We start from the raw sequence: 17577 nt of genomic DNA on the forward strand, positions 1-17577 counted from the left end.
CGAGGGATGTTTCGCATAAAAGCTTATGCACAGTCTTGAGCAAATATGGTTATACAATCTCACGCCAAACAGGAATACTATAGGCACAAAGTCCTAACTGGTCCGGAATCATTCCAGAATATTTAAGTGCACCATTTCCTGTCTAAGTGGCTGGATGAAAAGTGCAGGATTATTGGATATTGAGCGAAGCGGAGTAACTGAGAAGCAGTATATCCTGGGCAGGCATAAAGAGAAGACTTCCCAGGGTCTGCTAAAGGTAGGGAAGTATCTTGCCATTGACGGGTCAACAGGCTCTGATGTATATATAGACTGCATCAGACCCCATGCTGTGCTGATATGTGGCAAAAGGGGGTATGGCAAGTCGTACACAATGGGAACCCTTATTGAGGAACTAGCCAGTCAGCTGCCGCCGGTATGCGAAAATATAGCATCTGTTGTGATTGACAGCATGGGCATCTTCTGGACCATGGCACATGCGAATAAAAAAGAAGCAGATGAACTTTCTAGGTGGGGGCTTGAACCGAAGGAACTGGATATCCGGTTATTTGTTCCCGGAAGAATGACAAAAGAATATGCTGATATGGGGGTCAATATCACCCACCTTACTATTTCGGTAAGTGACCTGACCGGTTCTGACTGGTGCAGGCTGTTCGATATCAGTCCGGTACATCCTGTAGGTGTACTTATCACCAGGATAGTGCAGGAGTTGAAGAATAATTCCGGGAAGTTCTCACTTGATGATATTTCAGGTCAGGTCAATGCTGATATTTATACTGATAATGATACCAAGAACGCAGCTAATAATTTCATTAGTGCGGCTGGTGGATGGGGTATTTTTGAACTGGACGGGATATATATTGATGATCTCGTATCCCCTGGCTTAACTGCCGTTATTGATATTAGCAGCCTGCCAGATGAGGCGATACGTTCGATGGTGGTGGGCATTCTTGCCAGGAGGATATCACAGGAGCGTATCCCGGCACGGCGGCAGTATGAGATCAACAGGATAAATGATGCGGATGTAGCTACCATGCCAATGGTCTGGATGTTCATAGATGAAGCCCACCTGTTCGTGCCTGCAAATGGCGGCAGTCTTGCAAGGGATGTACTGGTAAATGATTGGCTCAGGCAGGGGAGGCAGCCTGGACTGTCCCTGGTACTGGCTACCCAGAGACCCTCGGCACTGCATCCTGATGTGCTCAGCCAGAGCGATATTATAATGTGCCACCGCCTGACATCTCATGAGGATATCACGGCACTTGAGAAGGTACGGCCCACTTATATGAGGCAGAGCATTGCAGATTCGATCCGCAAAATGGGAGAGGAGAAGGGTGTGGCATTCATTGTGGATGATACTTCAGAAGCATCGCATGTAGTAAAGATGCGTCCGAGGTTAACATGGCATGGCGGGGATGAGCCAAGCTCGCTGGGACATAATGGTTAAAGGCAAAATGATAAGGATACAGAAGGGTACAGGATTTGGCGATGGTGTGTAGAGGGATAGGAGATTGAGGTTATAATATGCTCAGTTGATATGGGAAGTTATCAACTTATGCAGTTACTTTACTTCTTTTGATCTCATACATGAAAGATTGCGGTTCAGATATATTTTCAGATGCATCAAGCATCTCAATAGACACAATCTTATTATCTTTCCCATAATCGATTATTACCCCCTCACTGATCTCTTCACTTTCTTCAATGGACATTTCCCTGAGTATCAAGGTCAGAATATCAGTATTCGGGTCGTAGATTACTTTCATAGACCATCACCGTTCCAATATTTATCGATATTTAATGTTGAGGAGGATTATTGATAAGACGCTCAACATCTCCAATTTCAATTTGTCGTCGATTTATTTCAAGGATGGCATGATTTGAAAACACAATACCCATTTAATTGCCCCTTGCATCCTTTTGATATCAGTGAGATAATTTAGGGTGTCTTGCTACAATAACATTAATTATTCTTTTCATCATCGCTTTATCCCGATGCCGCCCTGAACCTCTCAACCACAAAGTCCCTGTCCATGGATACCAGGAAGTACCCCAGCCGTGGGCCGCTCTTGGTACCAAGCAGTGCCTGGTAGATGGTCTGGAACAGTTTCTTCGGGTTCATGTCCACTTCCCTGGCAATATTATATATTCCATCATGGATGGCCTGCCCGTCCTCGTATCCGGGCATGCGTTCTGACAATATTTTCATAACCTGCCTTTGCTGGGTATTGAAATTCCTGACTTCCGGCGGCAGGGTCTTTTGTATACTGAACTTCACCATGGGAGGTGCAAAAGATTCCAGCCATTTATCAGCATTACCGGCCCGATGCCGTACCTTCTCCACATCGGTTACATCATACCCGCCCCGCTCCAGTACAGTCAGTAGGTAATCGAAACTGTGGTCAGCGATCTGGATTGCAGTGACCATATGCCTGAAAGGTATTTTTACACTCCTGTCCCCGCCGGCCTGGGATAACTGGTAAGCCCTCATATCCAGGCTCTCATCCAGGTTGTCGTATTCGTCAATAAGGTTCAACAACGGCAGCCCCGGGTCGAACTCGATGTGCTTTTCAGGCTTGCTCCTGATGATCAGGTACCTCAGCACCTCAGGAGGCAAGATTTCCAGCATATCGCTGATGGATACCGTAACCCCTGTGGAAGATGACATGGCACCCTTGCCCTTGAGCATTATCCATTCATAGACAATGGGGTGGGGTGCAGGGTAATCGTAAATTTCGGCAGATATCCGCTTCCCGGTATCGTATGAGCCCCCTGCTGAGGCATGGTCTTTGCCGAACGGTTCGATGGTAACACCCAGGATGGGCCACCGTGCCGGCCAGTCCACCCTCCATGTGAGCTTGCCGCCACCCCGCATGGATACGGTGCCGGTTGAGCCGCAAGAACAGGAATAGTCCACGGTTTCGGCATCAGGGTCAGAGCCTGTGACCTTTGTAGTGGTCAACCTGCCGCAGTCATTGCAGATGGGGTTGAACGGGTTCCAGCCAGGTTCCAGGTTGCGGCTCGATACCTCTTCCAGAATTCTGGCGATCTCGTCCCTCTTTACCAATGCTGTCTTAATAGCGTCCACAAATGCCCCTTCCTTGTAGAGCTTATCAGCATGGTGGATCACGGGATGGATGCCCAGTTTTTCCATGGAATCAATAAAAGGTTCAAGGAAGTGTTCGGCATAGCTGGAGTGGTCGGTGCAGGGGCATGGTATTTCGGACAGGGGTTTGCCTACATGCTCTTCATAACTGTCATCAAGGAACGGATAGACCTTACGCAGCGGGTCATACGTATCAGCGATGTATATCAGGGTGGCGTCGCCCCCTGCATCCTGCAAAGCGCGGTAGACCGCATCGGCTGTCAGTACTTCACGCATGTTGCCTATATGGATATTGCCCGAAGGTGTTATGCCCGAAGCAACGATATGCCTGCTGCTCTTTTCAAGTGCTTCTTTTGCTACTACATCTGCCCAGTGTATAGTTTCTGCCATGATGTCTCACTTCAGGATGAAAGTAGATGCATTAAGCGATATTAAATGTTTAGTATCAGGGCAGTAGCGGTATGCTGGAAGTAGGGCATTGCTGCGGCACACACCAAGTTATTCGGAGATACTGGTGCATCCCGCAAAATTCATATAGAAGTACAAACATGTAAAACAAACTTGTATTAACTATAATCATTAGCAACAGGAGGAGCATATTTTCATGGCAGCACAATTAGGAGGACAGCCAGTATTTATCCTTCGCCAGGGGACAGAACGTTCCAGGGGTAAGGAAGCACAGAATAGTAATATCATGGCGGCCAGGGCAGTGGCCAATGCCGTTCGTACCACACTTGGTCCCAAAGGCATGGACAAGATGATGGTGGATTCAATGGGCGACATTGTAATTACCAATGACGGTGCCCAGATTTTACGGGAAATGGATATAGAACATCCCGCAGCCAAGATGCTGGTAGAAGTAGCCAAGACCCAGGACGATGAAGTAGGCGACGGCACCACTACAGCGGCAGTACTGGCAGGTGAACTGCTGAAAAATGCAGAGGACCTGCTCAACCAGGAGGTTCATCCCACTATCATCGCAGCAGGGTACAGAATGGCCTCAGATCAGGCAAAAAAGATCCTGGAAGGAATGGTAAGGGAAGTATCGGAAGACGATGAAGAACTCCTGTTAAAGATAGCAGGGACTGCCATCACTGGTAAAGGTGCAGAGAACGCCAGGGAAAAACTTTCCAACCTGGCAGTTGTTGCAGTGCGCTCTGTGGTCGAGACCATCGACGGTAAAAAGAGTGTAGACCGGGAAGACATCAAACTTGAAACGAAGACAGGTGCCAGTGTAGAGGAATCGGAACTTATCAAAGGCATGATAGTGAACAAGAGCAGGGTACATGAGAATATGCCCAAGCGTATCGAAAATGCCAGGATACTGCTGCTCAATGCACAGGTGGAGATCCAGAAGACCGAAATGGATGCAGAGATCAACATCACATCCCCGGACCAGCTGCAGTTGTTCCTTGATCAGGAAGAAAAAATGCTAAAAGCTAAGGTGGACAAGATTGCAAAAAGCGGTGCAAATGTCCTGTTCTGCCAGAAGGGTATTGATGATATAGCACAGCATTACCTGGCAAAGGAAGGGATATTTGGCATCCGAAGGTTCCTGAAAAGCGACTTTGAGAAAATGGCACGGGCAACCGGTGCCACCATTGTCAATAATATTAACGAGATATCCGAGTCCGACCTGGGATTTGCCGGCCTGGTAGAGGAACGCAAAATGGGCGGCGAGGATACTACATTTGTAACCAAGTGCAAGAACCCAAAGTCAGTGTCAGTGATCCTGAGGGGCAGTACCGAGCATGTGGTGAACAATGTGGAGACTGCCTTCGAAGACGCCACCAGGGTTGTAGGAGTGGTTATCGAGGACGGTAAACTGGTAGCTGGCGGCGGTTCACCTGAAGTGGAAGTGGCGCTTAGGTTAAAGGAATACGCAGCTACGCTCAAGGGCAGGGAGCAGCTTGCAGTGACCGCCTTTGCTGAAGCACTTGAAGTAATCCCGCGCACACTTGCCGAGAACGGCGGCCTGGACCCCATCGACAAACTGGTGGAACTGCGCAGCGAGCATGAGAAGGGCGTGAAGACTGCCGGCCTGAATGTGATTACCGGTGAAGTGACAGATATGTGGGAAGAAGGCGTGGTGGAGCCTCTTAGGGTAAAGACCCAGGCATTGAACTCTGCTACAGAGTCTGCTACAATGATCCTCAGGATCGATGATGTCATTGCATCCAGCGGTACCGGTGGCATGGGCGAGGGAATGCCACCAGGTGGAATGCCGCCAGGCGGCATGCCGGATATGGATTTTGACATGTAAATCACTGTGCTGTGCCTACGGGCACAGCCAATATCTTTTTGCTTTTTTTTAGTTCCTTTTTGCCTTCTTCCGCAAAAATATAGTCTTCAGATTTTGTTTTATCTTCGGAACATATTATTTGTTGGATTATCAGTGAGTAGGAGGTTCGCCGCTTTGTATTTATCAGCAAAAACGTGAAAAATGATGGAACAGGCAATGTTTTTCCAAACTGTGATTCATATTACTATTTTACCTTAACCGAATCAATTATATCTGCTTCATTACAAGAGAATAACGCTATGGCACAGACCCTGTCCCCCAGGGATATGGAAATACTAAAAAAAAAGTACCAGACCTGGAATTTGTTGATCATATAAAGGAGGAACAGCATGCCGCATATCATGGAGATCCTTGGACGTACAAAGGTGGTAATAAAGGATGGCAAGGTAGTGGAGGTGGGTGAGCCGAAGGTTAAGTGGTGCCCACTTTGGAACAAGGCCACCGGTGTGGAGAATATCACCCAAGAGGCTGCCAGGCAGAATATAGAGCAGCGTATCAGGGAATTTGGCATGTTCACACCAGACCGGCGGTTTGATCTGGGTGTATTCGCCAGTTTTGGTATTTCAGAGGTGATGATGACTGCCCTTACCAGAGGCCTGATCGATTCCACGGTAACGGTATGTGACGGGGCCGGGACTGTGGTCACATCCAGTCCTGCACTTGTCCAGGGTATGAATGCCCAAATATCGGGCCTGGTGGAAACCGAGCCTATCCCTGAAGTGATAGATGCCATACACAGGATGGACGGTCATGTGCTTGACCCAGCCACTGCCAGGATAGACCAGGCCGCAGGACTGGAATTTGCAGCCAAACAGGGATGCAGCAGGATCGCAGTATCAGTGGTTGACCCTGCTACGGCCACGCTTTTGCGTGAACTTGAAGCCCGGCTTGGGATTCAGGTGGTATTAATGGCAGCCCACCTAACCGGCATATGTGAGGATGATGCCAGGAACATGATAAGCCAGGTAGATATAATCACAAGCTGCGCTTCAGGAAATATAAGGGAACAAGTGGAACCTCTCATCCAGGTGGGTACTGCCATACCCCTGTTCGGACTGACCCAATCAGGTAAAGAGATCCTGATCGAAAGAGCAAAAGAAGTACAGTCCCCACTTCTGGTAAACACCATACCCCTTCCCGTTTTGCCTGTAGAAAAACAGCCCAGGCCATTGGTTGATTAATTACTTGCCTTTTTTTCTTTGTGAAATAGCCTCAATGTGCCTGAATTCATTTTCTGCGGTTTTAATCTCATTCAGTCTCTTTATTTTCTCCTGGTCAATGAAGGTCATTGTTATTTTCAATAGGTCAACTCCCTGTAAATTCTCCCCTTTGCAACGACGGGCTTTCCTTCCCGCCGTTAAGAAAATGCTTACTTCGTTTGCATTTTCTAGGCCTACAGAAAAGTGTATACTTTCCTATAGGTTAAAAAATGGTTCGTTTTTCTGACTAAAAACATTTTGATACCAGATATGGTAAATAATGAATTTTTATTATATTTTGAATTCTTAATTTATTCCAGATGTGTGGCAAATTATTTATACGGCGACTCCCCATCAATAATTATGACATGGCATAGCATAGATGCTATAGACACAGCATTAAAAAGGACTAAAAATGCACTGATTGAACCTTTTAATTTTTGGAAATGGATCAAAATTGGGATTATCATTTTCTTTCTTGGCGGCAGTGGAGGAGGAGGAGGAGGGGGCGGTGGATCCAACTTTGGCGGTTCAGGTCAGGGTTTCAGTGGAATTGGTGATGGCGGAGAACCAGTAATTACAGATTCCCAGTTTTTGGAATTTCGTGAAACGTTCACTCAATTCATTGACACTAATTTGATATTTATCCTGTTAGGGATCGGATTTTTCATAGGGATTATATTGCTCCTGTCCTATATTTCAAATGTCATGGAATTTGTCTTTGTGCATTCCCTTGTCACCAATGTCGTGACATTCTGGGCATATACAAGTCAATACCTGCGTCAGGGTTTTAATCTGTTCATAATCCGGTTAGTCCTGGGTCTGGTATTTCTTTCCATATTAATAATATCCATGCTGCCGATAGTCTTGCCGATACTGAATTCACCAGGTGATTTACATATTGGAATGTTGATAGGGGGTATTTTCTTATTGATAGGTGTTCTGCTCATACTTGCCATTATCAGCGGAATAATCGAGTCATTCATTAATCTCTCCATACCTATGTCCATGTACCAGAACACCGGCATTATTGCTGCTTTTAAGAAAGTCCTGGGCTTATTCAAGACCGACTGGAAGCAGATAATAGTCTACTGGGTGGTAAGGTTCTTCCTCTGGATAATAGTAGGGATAATTGTGGCGCTGGCAACACTGATACTGTTCATTTTAGTATTTGGCATCGTTTCCATACTGGGCCTGATAATTTACCTTCTATTGTCATGGGCCGGACTGGGAATAGGGGATGCCGTGTTCTGGGTAATTATGGCACCATTCGGACTGGTAGTATTTGTTATACTATTCGTATTCTCACTGCTGGTGTCGGTGCCTATGCCCGTATTCATGAAATACCATATGCTAAGCTTCCTTAAGTCATGGTACCCTGAATCCCAAATTCCTTTCTTTGAACTGGCTCAGGAAAAATAGTAAATATTTAATTGAACAATGGCAGGATGTGCATGGTCTCATGCAATCTTGCCAGTTCTTCCTTTTGAGCAGGGCTAAAGTCTTTTGGGTACCAGGTTTCTACCACATCATCAGGGGACGGTCCGTTTTTATAGACTTCGAACTCTGCGTTCATAATATTATCACTCTCATCGGTGTGGCCAAATCCCCAGATATGCCCCAGTTCGTGCAGTAAAATCGTGGTTTCTATATCATTTTTGGGCAAGGAATCCTTGAATATTATTATGGAATCGGCGGCATAGCTGACACCAACCGAATACGGGTTTGTAGAAGCTGCAGACATACGATTCGAATAATCCTGGTCTTCCTGGTGCCATACAGTATCCAGGTATAGGATATAGAGAGTGATGTTCCCACCAAACCATCCGGTCCGGTAGTCCCTGTTTTGTTCCTGGAGCATTGATGTTACCTTAAAGAGGTCATTCCCGCGGATCACAGCTGGAACCTCATCTTCTTCAATATCCTGATTGAGGTATATCAAAACGTCCTTGCCTGAATACATCTTGATCTGCTGCTGCAAGGCTTCAACGGTTTCCGGTGCAGGTTCCATACCAGGCTGGTAGTCTATTTCAACAACAATTGTTTTGTATGGAGAGTATTTTGAAAGGTACAGGGCATTGTAAGACCCGGGGATGTGAATCTCACCATAATGGACATAAGCCGGCACTAGTATCAATACGACAGCCAATGCTAAAGCTAGCATCAGTGTAGCAGTATAAATGACCAATGTTTTGAGGACTGATTCACCCATTTGATCGCTCAAATAATATCTATTTTATATTATAAATTAGTTATTATAACGTATTTGTTATTCATCCACATTGAATTCTATATTCCTGTTTTCCAGTTCCCTGATGATCTCCTGGAAGAATACGCCCTGTCCCTGTGTGTGGGTGTGGCCAGCCTCATGCAGGCGTCCTCCTTTCATACCGGTACTGGTGGTAAGGGTGCCGCACGAGGGACTCCCCTTTACACCGACCAGCCTGATACTGTGACCTGCTTCATAGAGCATCTGGATGGTGTCGGCTGTGGGCTGTAGAATGCGGCGGCAGAAACTCCTGTAATTTGGGATATCCAGTTGCTCGGAAGTTATTTCCCACCGTTTAGGTCCAAGATAGATGAATTCCGGGCAGGGAAGTTGAATTATGCTACCTGTAATATCCGGACGGCTGTGGGATCTCAGCCCTTTTAGCCGCACGTTGGGGTTTACCAGGCAGTGGGCGATCACCTGTATCTCCTGCATGTAAATAGGATAGGATACCATTGGAATTAACACTTTTCACTCCAGGCGCAACAGTTGTATTCATATCTAAAGTTCTTGTTAGGTATCCAGACCGGAGGCGTACAGCGCCTGAGCCGGATTGATCATATTGAAAATGACCCCTTGGTTATGGTAACTCTTACCAATCCCTACTGATTTATATAAAATCACATATATAAAGAATATCTGTCCAGGTGAGAAACATACCAGAAATAAAAGTCAACGGGATAAACCTCTACTATAAAAAAAGAGGAAAAGGAAATCCTATGTATGTACTGCATGGAGGTCCGGGACTTGACCACAGGTACTTTGGCCGCTCACTGGCCGGACTTGAAAGTTACCGTGAATTGTATTACATAGATTTCAGGGGGCACGGCAAGTCCTCAAAAGCTGGTAAAAAAACCTATACTCTCGATACTTTTACAGATGATATAAATGCCCTGCGTGAAGCTCTCGGGCACGAGACTGTTGAGATACTGGGTCATTCCATGGGAGGTTTTGTGGCGCTGTTGTATGCACTGCGCTACCCCAGGCATCTTGATACATTGATCCTGGTAGACACAACAGCAAAACAAATCGGCATAAAAGGGTATTATCCCTTAAAAGCTGTCCTGATGTATACGAACCTGAAATACTATTTACAGTACAGGGTGAAAAAAACAATTGACAAGGAATCCTTTGCCAGGGAGATTCTACTGAAAAGCTGGCCCATATATGTTTCTGACAGATTGCTTCCTGAATATTCGGATTATATTAAATCCCTGCGGGGTGTTAGTATCTTCTTTGATATGCAGCAGGAATTACAATTGTTCGATGTAACTGGGGAACTTGAAAATATCCACCAGCCCACCCTGATTATCTTTGGTGAAAAAGACCCGTTAATGGAAGGCGGTCGCCTGCTCAAAGGGATAAGACAATCCAGGTTCTCTGTGATACCATCTGCTAAACACCTGCCGTTCCTGGAAGATGAGAAATACTTCAACATGGTGGTTCGGGAATTCCTTACAGGTAAAATGTTATGATCTTTATGTGCTGGATCGTGTGGATTTAATGTGACCGTTTGAAGAAAGGTAATAATATAAAGAAATCTTTTTTTATATTACCCCCCAATGTCTACCTATGCTTACCACCAAAGAACTTTCAGGTATTGTTGAGACCATGGTTGTAGTATCTGAGGAAGAGATAATCGACATTGCCCAGGAACTGGCATATTTACGGGACGATGAGACTCCTGATCTGGAATACCTCAGGCAACTAATCACCTTGGCAATGAAGATACACTGGCTTGAACCCATACCGTCCACAGCAGTATTTAACTGCCCACAAAGTTCAATGTTATATATAGCAGGCCCTGCTTCATTTGGCACAGTGCCGCCTGAACTGAGCGAGATCATGGATACAATTGAATTTAAGGGGTGCAGGTCCTTTGACTGGGGCATGGTCACTTCAAATGTTATTCCTGATATATCACGTAGACTGGATCGGTTGGAAGCACTGGTGGAGGACGCTGCCGACGGGATCGAAAAAGTAGAAACAGAATACAGTGAACTGTTCAACCTTTACTATGATTATGATTTCTGGCTGCCCGATGGTCTACCCGGAATCGGCGGGAGACTGGAAGACATAAGCCAGCGACTAAAAGAGATAAAAGAAGCAGATTAACAACATACTGAGGAACATATCTATGCCAAAAAGTAATATTCGCTACCAGTTAGGTAATCATGCTATTGCACAGGCATTATACGATAGCGGGGTGGACCTTGTATCAGGTTATCCAGGCACCCCTTCATCTGAGATCATCGAGGCCCTTGCCCGGTTGAAACCGGATTGTCATGTGGAATGGTCCGTAAATGAGAAAGTTGCGCTGGAAGTGGCCATCGGTGCCTCATGGTCAGGGGCCCGCAGCGCAGCTACTATGAAACACGTAGGTCTTAACGTAGCATCGGACCCGTTCATGACCCTTGCATATGCAGGCGTTAAAGGCGGCCTGGTCATAATCTCTGCCGATGATCCCGGATGCCATTCGTCCCAGAACGAGCAGGATAACAGGCGGTATGCACAATTTGCCTGCATACCCTGCCTGGACCCGGCCACGCCGCAGGAAGCCTGCGATATGGTGTCCTATGCTTTTAATTTCTCAGAGAAGTATGAGATGCCAGTGATACTTCGCCCCACCACCAGGGTGTGTCACGGCAAATCCGACATTACAATATCTGAAACTGAAAAACCAGGCAAAAAGATTGGTTTTGAGAAGAGACCGCAGCAGTGGGTGATGCTCCCTGCCCATGCCAGGGTGCGCCATAAAGTGCTAATGGAAAAACAGGATATAATGGCTGAAACACTTAGTTCTTCAAAATGGAACCAACTGGATATTATTAAGGGCGCTGAACTGGGGATCATCGCGTCGGGTGTGGCATCGGTCTATGCCAGGGAGGCCTTGGACCGGCTCGGTATCAAGGCATCCTTTTTGAAAATATCTACTTATCCGGTGCCCATTAACCTGATAGAACAATTACTGGACTCGGTGGGACAACTGCCGGACCAGGTGGGACAGGTACTGGTGATAGAGGAGCTGGAACCTGTTGTGGAAGAGGCCGTAATGTCAATATCGGGTACAAGGAACGTGGATGTGCATGGAAAAGACATGGTTCCAAGGAACGGGGAACTGAATGTATCGATCGTGGAAGCTGCCATCTCAAAATTTGCCGGTCTTGACCATACTCCCCATGTACCTGAAGGGTTGTCAGTTGAACTGCCGAACCGTCCACCTGTCATGTGTCCGGGGTGCCCGCACAGGGCCACCTATTATGCCATGAAAAAGGCCTTTGGCAATTCAGCAGTATTCCCTGGCGATATCGGATGCTATACCCTTGGTGTCCAGATGGGGACAATGGATACCTGCCTGTGCATGGGTGCCAGTATCACCACAGCTTCTGGCATATACCATGCAGGTGAGACCGAACCGATCTGCTGTTCCATTGGCGACTCCACCTTTTTGCATACCGGCATTCCCGGGCTGTTGAATGCCGTATACAACGGTGCAGATATCACAGTCACGATCCTGGATAACAGGACCACTGCCATGACCGGGCACCAGCCCAATCCAGGCACAGGATTGAACGTACTGGGTGATGCTACGTTCATGGCCTCACTGGAAGATATTTCAAAGTCGTGCGGTGTGGAGTTTGTTGAGGCGACCGACCCGTTTGATGTAAAAGAAACTATTCATGTGTTCAAACAGGCCAGGGAGCATAAAGGGACGGCAGTGGTCATTTCAAGACAGGAATGCATCATCACGGCCCGCAGGCGTGGAATAAGGCTCACTCCGTTTACAGTCGACCCGGATGAATGCCAGGGCTGCAAGGCATGTATCAGGTTCGGGTGTCCTGCGTCTTCATTCGTTGAATCCACAGAGGAAGGGCAAAAGGGGAAGGCTCTCATCGGTGAACTTTGTGTGGGCTGCGGGGTATGTGCCCAGGTCTGCCCGTTCGATGCTATTAAGGAGGTCTCAAAATGACAGAATTCGACCTGGTAATTGTGGGTGTTGGCGGGCAGGGTACCATACTGGCTTCTGATATAGTGGGCATGGCGGCAGTGAATGAGGGGCTGCCTGTACAGGCTTCTGAGACACATGGCATGGCGCAGCGCGGCGGTTCGGTGATCAATCATGTGAGGCTGGATTGCAGGTACGGCTCACTGATACCTGCGGGCAGGGCCGATGCTATTCTTGGTCTGGAACCGGCAGAGGGGCTAAGAGCCATAGATTTTCTCTCACCGGATGGTGTGGTGGTAGTTAATACAAATCCTATTTTACCAATTACTGTTCTGTCAGGTGCTTCAGAGTACCCTGAGGTGGATGCCATGCTGGGTGAACTGAAGGGGCACTGTAAACACCTGGTGCCTTTGGATGCAGACAGGATAGCAATTGAGGCAGGTCATCCGTTAACAGCTAATGTGGCACTGGTAGGTGCACTTTCTAATTTCCTGCCACTGGATGTCGGGAGCCTTGAAGAGAGTATAAGTAATCTGGTGCCGCCTAAGACAGTGGAAGTGAACCTTAAGGCTTTCAGGCTGGGGCGGGAGTCGGCGGGAGTGGATTAAATCAAAAGACGAAAGAAAACATAGTAAATTAATTCTACCAAAGAAGACTAAAATATGTAGAATGTCGAAATGTCAGATTATGAGACTTTTTATTGTTTTCTGGTTACACTTGATGATCAGTTCTGTTAACCGCGGATGAACACAGATACGATGCAGCAAATCTGCGTTCATCTGCGTTTATCTGCGGTTCGTTATAGTTAAAAGACCAGAAAAAATTTAAAAGAATCGATTAGAATCAAAAACCAAACAATTCAAACAAATATTTGCGGTGAACAAAATCATACACCGTAAAGGACGCCAAGGGCGCAAAGTGTTCAGGATATATATCAAAGATGTTATGTTCTTGACTATAATAAAGGAAGCACAATAAATGTCAAAAACAAACGGAAATGGTGAGAAAGAAAAATCCATGGAAAGCTGGATCTGGGGTGCAGCTTGCAGTATTAGAGGTGCGGCTGATGCAGCTAAATTTAAAGAATACATTTTACCATTAATATTTGTAAAACGGCTGTGTGATGTGTTTGATGATGAGATCGATCGCATTGCAGAAAAAGTAAAACGCAGAACCAAAGCCCTGCAATTGGTGGAACGTGATAAAAAATTGGTGCGTTTTTATCTGCCAATAAAGCCCAAAGACCCCGAAGAAGAAAGAACATGGGATGTTATTAGAACGCTGTCTGATAAAATTGGAGAGAAACTCACCAATATTCTTCGTGATATAGCCAAAGAGAACAAAGACCTGCAGGGAATCATTGACCGTGTTGATTTTAATGCAACCACACACGGGCAGCGTGATATTGATGATGACCGTTTAAGCAAACTGATTGAAAAGATTACCGAGAAGCATTTGGGATTGAAAGATGTGGAGCCTGATATTATCGGGCGCAGTTATGAATACCTGATACGCAAGTTTGCCGAGGGCAGCGGAAAAAGTGCCGGAGAGTTCTACACACCTACCGAAGTGGGCTTTATCATGGCAAAGATAATGGATGCCGAGTCTGGCATGGAAATTTATGATCCCTGCTGCGGCAGCGGCGGTTTACTCATTAAATGCGAACTGGTGATGGAAGAAAAAATGGCTTTAAGCTCCAGAGAGAAATATGCACCACTTCAACTGCACGGACAGGAGTTTACGCCTGGCACCTGGGCTATGAGCAAAATGAACATGGTGATACACGACATGGAGGGCGAAATTGAAATTGGCGACACATTGAAAAATCCCAAGTTCAAAGACGGTGGCAAACTGAAGACGTTTGACCGTGTGGTTGCAAATCCCATGTGGAACCAGAGCAAAGACAGCTTACCTTATATCAATGACGATTTTTTTATCAATGATGAATTGGAACGCTTCCCGGCAGGCCCTTGCGGGGGCAAGATTGACTGGGGCTGGATTCAGCATATTTACAGCAGCTTGAATGATGCAGGTAGGGGAGCCGTGGTACTGGATACGGGAGCCGCCAGCCGCGGCAGTGGAAATAAGGGGGGCAACAAAGAAAAAGAGTGCCGCAAATGGTTTGTTGAAAATGACCTGATCGAAGGTGTGATCTACCTGCCTGAAAATTTGTTTTACAATACCTCTGCACCGGGAATTATTATTTTCCTTAACAAAGCCAAGCAGCACACAGACAAGATTTACCTGTTGCATGCCGGTAAAGAGTTTGAAAAGGGTGATCCGAAGAACTACATCACACAGGAAGGTATAGAACGCATTGCTGAAACCTATAAAGGTTTTAAAGAAGAAGTAAAATTTTCCCGTCTGGTTGAGAAGGATGAGATTGTAAAAAATGATTATAATATTTCTCCCAGCCGGTACATTCAGGTTAATGATGCCTACATCTACCGCCCCATTGAAGAGATTGTGGATGAACTTAGGGAACAGGAGAGTGAATATACTATTATTGATGCTGAAGTGAAAAACATTTTAGATAAATTGGGTGTATGATGGAAGGTTGTAGAATATAGTGGAGTATTCGGTAAAAAATTATTGAATCTTTGATATGAGAATTGTGATTATGGACCATCGAGAAATGGAACCGCAGATAAACGCAGATGAACGCAGATTGAATGTTATGTCTGAGGGAATTATAGGGGTAGCATTTGAAGTTAGCAATGTTCTTGGTGCAGGTTTTCTGGAGAAGGTCTATGAAAATGCCTTGAATGTTGAGCTTAATTTGAGAGATTGATGCTGAAGTGAAAAATATTTTACAAAAATTTGGTGTATGATGGATGGTTGTAGAATATAGCAAAGTACTTGATAAAAATTTATTGAATCATTGATATGGCAGTTGATATTATGGAATATAGAAAAATGGAACCGCAGATAAACGCAGATGAACGCAGATTGAATGCTATGTCGGAGGAGATTATAGGGGCGGCATTTGAAGTTAGCAATGTTCTTGGTGCGGGTTTTCTGGAGAAGGTTTATGAAAATGCCTTGAATCTTGAACTTAATTTTAGGGGAATAAAAACACTTCAACAGGCGCCATTAAAGGTATTTTATAAGGAAGAATTGGTAGGAGACTACATAGCAGATATTTTAGTTGAAAATGAAATCATAATTGAAGTTAAGGCTGTAAAGGAAATCGATACAGTACATTTAGCCCAATGCATGAACTATCTAAGAATAACAGGGCTGAAACTTTGCCTTTTGTTAAATTTCAGTAAACCAAGGGTAGAGATTAAAAGGGTTGTGAATGGCATTTAAATTTGTGGTGACTGATGAGTGTAAATAGAAATCAATCAAAAATAATCCCAAAACCACTGTATTTACAATGGATTAATCCAGTGCAACAAATCTGCGTTCATCTGCGTTTATCTGCGGTTAATATTTTCTTGATTATTATTTAGTTGGGGTAGGATGACAGAGTGGATAAGAATTGAATTAGAAAAAGTATGTTCAAAAGTGGGTAGCAATTATCAACCAAAAGAATCGAGTAATCTACCTTATGTTGGCCTTGAGCATATTGAATCTGAAAAATCAATGTTGACAAATCATGGATTTGAAAGTGAGATAAAAAGTTCTAAAACAATGTTCAAAAAAGGTCAAATTCTTTATGGAAAACTTCGACCATATTTGGATAAAGCTGTTATTGCCCCTTTCGATGGCATTTGTTCAACTGACATTCTCGTCTTTGATAGTAATACTGAATCTATGAATGAATTTCTGATTCATTTAATACATAGCCAAGAGTTTATAGATTATGCCAAAGCCACCACTAACGGTGTTCAACATCCAAGAACTTCATGGAATTCTCTAAGACAATTTGATTTTTTACTCCCTCCTCTCCCCGAACAGCGCAAAATCGCCCACGTATTAAGCAAGGTGCAAAAAGCTATCGAGCAGCAGGACAAGCTCATCCGCACCACCACCGAGCTGAAAAAAGCTCTCATGCAGAAACTCTTTACTGAAGGCACCAGAGGCGAACCCCAGAGAGAAAGCGAAATCGGTTTAGTACCGGAGAGTTGGAAGGTAAAACTGTTTTCAGAAATTTTTAAAATTATTAAAACCCAATCTCATTCCAGAAATAAATTAACCTATGAAAAAACAGATACTAAGATTTTAAATATTCACTATGGTGATATTCATGCTAAATTTAAAGACAACATCGTTGATTTAGAATTAGAAGAAGTTCTTTATATAATTGATGAGTATGTTGATGAAAACAAAAATAACCTTTTGAGAGATGGAGATATCGTAATTGCTGATGCAAGTGAAGATTTAATTGATATTGGAAAGTGTATTGAATTAAAAAATGTAAAAAATAAAAAAATTATTGGTGGGTTACACACCATAGTCGCGAGAGATAAAAATAACTTGATTCAAAAAGGGTTCGGAGCATATATTTTTAAGAATAAATATGTTTCTACTGAAATAAGGTTAATTGCAACTGGTATTTCTGTTTATGGAATTTCAAAAGGAAATTTACTCAAAATGTTAATACCAATTCCGCCAGCACAAGAACAAGTTGAAATTGCAGAAACAATGGATAGATGCAATAAAAAAATCTTTTATCACCAAAAGAAAAAACAAACCCTCACCGACTTATTTAAAACCCTGCTGCACGAGCTGATGACCGGGCAGCGCAGGGTGCATGATCTGGATTTTGATGGGATAATGAAGGAATATAATACAAATAAGAGGTGTTAGGAT

Annotated in this window: 16 protein-coding genes; 12 read left to right on the top strand and 4 right to left on the bottom strand. The window is 44.8% G+C overall.

The genetic code is table 11. The annotated features are described in order from the left end of the window. Positions 1 to 154: 154 nt before the first annotated feature. Positions 155 to 1444, top strand: coding sequence for an ATP-binding protein (locus tag HF974_00245; GenBank protein MBC2696778.1), 1290 nt, complete (start codon positions 155 to 157; stop codon positions 1442 to 1444). A gap of 106 nt (positions 1445 to 1550) precedes the next feature. On the opposite strand, the gene HF974_00250 is transcribed toward HF974_00245, so the two are convergent. Then, complete coding sequence (locus tag HF974_00250; protein MBC2696779.1) at positions 1551 to 1763, bottom strand: DUF2283 domain-containing protein; 213 nt, start codon at positions 1761 to 1763, stop codon at positions 1551 to 1553. A 221-nt stretch (positions 1764 to 1984) separates the two neighbouring features. Further along, entirely contained in the window at positions 1985 to 3493 is a 1509-nt protein-coding gene (locus tag HF974_00255; protein ID MBC2696780.1) for a lysine--tRNA ligase, read from the bottom strand. A gap of 214 nt (positions 3494 to 3707) precedes the next feature. Here HF974_00255 and HF974_00260 point away from each other — a divergent pair, with 214 nt between their 5' ends. The 3 genes from HF974_00260 (at position 3708) to HF974_00270 (ending at position 8026) form a co-directional block, all read left to right on the top strand. Continuing rightward, positions 3708 to 5366 (top strand): thermosome subunit, encoded by a 1659-nt coding sequence (locus tag HF974_00260; protein ID MBC2696781.1) that lies wholly within the window; start codon positions 3708 to 3710, stop codon positions 5364 to 5366. A 368-nt stretch (positions 5367 to 5734) separates the two neighbouring features. Next, a complete protein-coding gene (locus HF974_00265; GenBank protein ID MBC2696782.1) occupies positions 5735 to 6586 on the top strand; it encodes a DUF2099 family protein in 852 nt (283 codons plus the stop codon). A 381-nt stretch (positions 6587 to 6967) separates the two neighbouring features. After that, a complete protein-coding gene (locus tag HF974_00270; GenBank protein MBC2696783.1) occupies positions 6968 to 8026 on the top strand; it encodes a hypothetical protein in 1059 nt (352 codons plus the stop codon). A 7-nt stretch (positions 8027 to 8033) separates the two neighbouring features. Here HF974_00270 and HF974_00275 read toward each other — a convergent pair whose 3' ends face one another. Both HF974_00275 and HF974_00280 read right to left on the bottom strand, forming a co-directional pair. Continuing rightward, positions 8034 to 8816, bottom strand: coding sequence for a hypothetical protein (locus tag HF974_00275; protein MBC2696784.1), 783 nt, complete (start codon positions 8814 to 8816; stop codon positions 8034 to 8036). 57 nt (positions 8817 to 8873) lie between these two features. Next, positions 8874 to 9308 carry a hypothetical protein gene (locus HF974_00280; GenBank protein ID MBC2696785.1) on the bottom strand — a complete coding sequence of 145 codons (435 nt, stop codon included), beginning with the start codon at positions 9306 to 9308 and terminating at the stop codon, positions 8874 to 8876. Between the two features lie 212 nt (positions 9309 to 9520). Here HF974_00280 and HF974_00285 point away from each other — a divergent pair, with 212 nt between their 5' ends. The 8 genes from HF974_00285 to HF974_00320 all read left to right on the top strand — a co-directional run bounded on the left by HF974_00285 (position 9521) and on the right by HF974_00320 (position 17574). Next, complete coding sequence (locus tag HF974_00285) at positions 9521 to 10348, top strand: alpha/beta hydrolase (GenBank protein MBC2696786.1); 828 nt, start codon at positions 9521 to 9523, stop codon at positions 10346 to 10348. A 97-nt stretch (positions 10349 to 10445) separates the two neighbouring features. Further along, positions 10446 to 10988 carry a hypothetical protein gene (locus HF974_00290; protein ID MBC2696787.1) on the top strand — a complete coding sequence of 181 codons (543 nt, stop codon included), beginning with the start codon at positions 10446 to 10448 and terminating at the stop codon, positions 10986 to 10988. A 22-nt stretch (positions 10989 to 11010) separates the two neighbouring features. Then, entirely contained in the window at positions 11011 to 12843 is a 1833-nt protein-coding gene (gene iorA / locus HF974_00295) for an indolepyruvate ferredoxin oxidoreductase subunit alpha (protein MBC2696788.1), read from the top strand. Further along, complete coding sequence (locus HF974_00300; GenBank protein ID MBC2696789.1) at positions 12840 to 13427, top strand: indolepyruvate oxidoreductase subunit beta; 588 nt, start codon at positions 12840 to 12842, stop codon at positions 13425 to 13427. The genes iorA and HF974_00300 overlap by 4 nt, the downstream gene beginning before the upstream one ends. 370 nt (positions 13428 to 13797) lie before the next feature. Continuing rightward, positions 13798 to 15369 carry an N-6 DNA methylase gene (locus HF974_00305; protein ID MBC2696790.1) on the top strand — a complete coding sequence of 524 codons (1572 nt, stop codon included), beginning with the start codon at positions 13798 to 13800 and terminating at the stop codon, positions 15367 to 15369. 85 nt (positions 15370 to 15454) lie between these two features. Further along, entirely contained in the window at positions 15455 to 15610 is a 156-nt protein-coding gene (locus tag HF974_00310; GenBank protein MBC2696791.1) for a GxxExxY protein, read from the top strand. A gap of 137 nt (positions 15611 to 15747) precedes the next feature. Beyond that, a complete protein-coding gene (locus HF974_00315; protein MBC2696792.1) occupies positions 15748 to 16131 on the top strand; it encodes a GxxExxY protein in 384 nt (127 codons plus the stop codon). A 153-nt stretch (positions 16132 to 16284) separates the two neighbouring features. Next, positions 16285 to 17574, top strand: a complete 1290-nt coding sequence (locus tag HF974_00320) for a hypothetical protein (GenBank protein MBC2696793.1) — start codon at positions 16285 to 16287, stop codon at positions 17572 to 17574. The last annotated feature ends 3 nt before the right edge of the window (positions 17575 to 17577 follow it).

It is taken from the genome of ANME-2 cluster archaeon (assembly GCA_014237145.1).
Lineage (GTDB): Archaea > Halobacteriota > Methanosarcinia > Methanosarcinales > Methanocomedenaceae > Methanocomedens_A.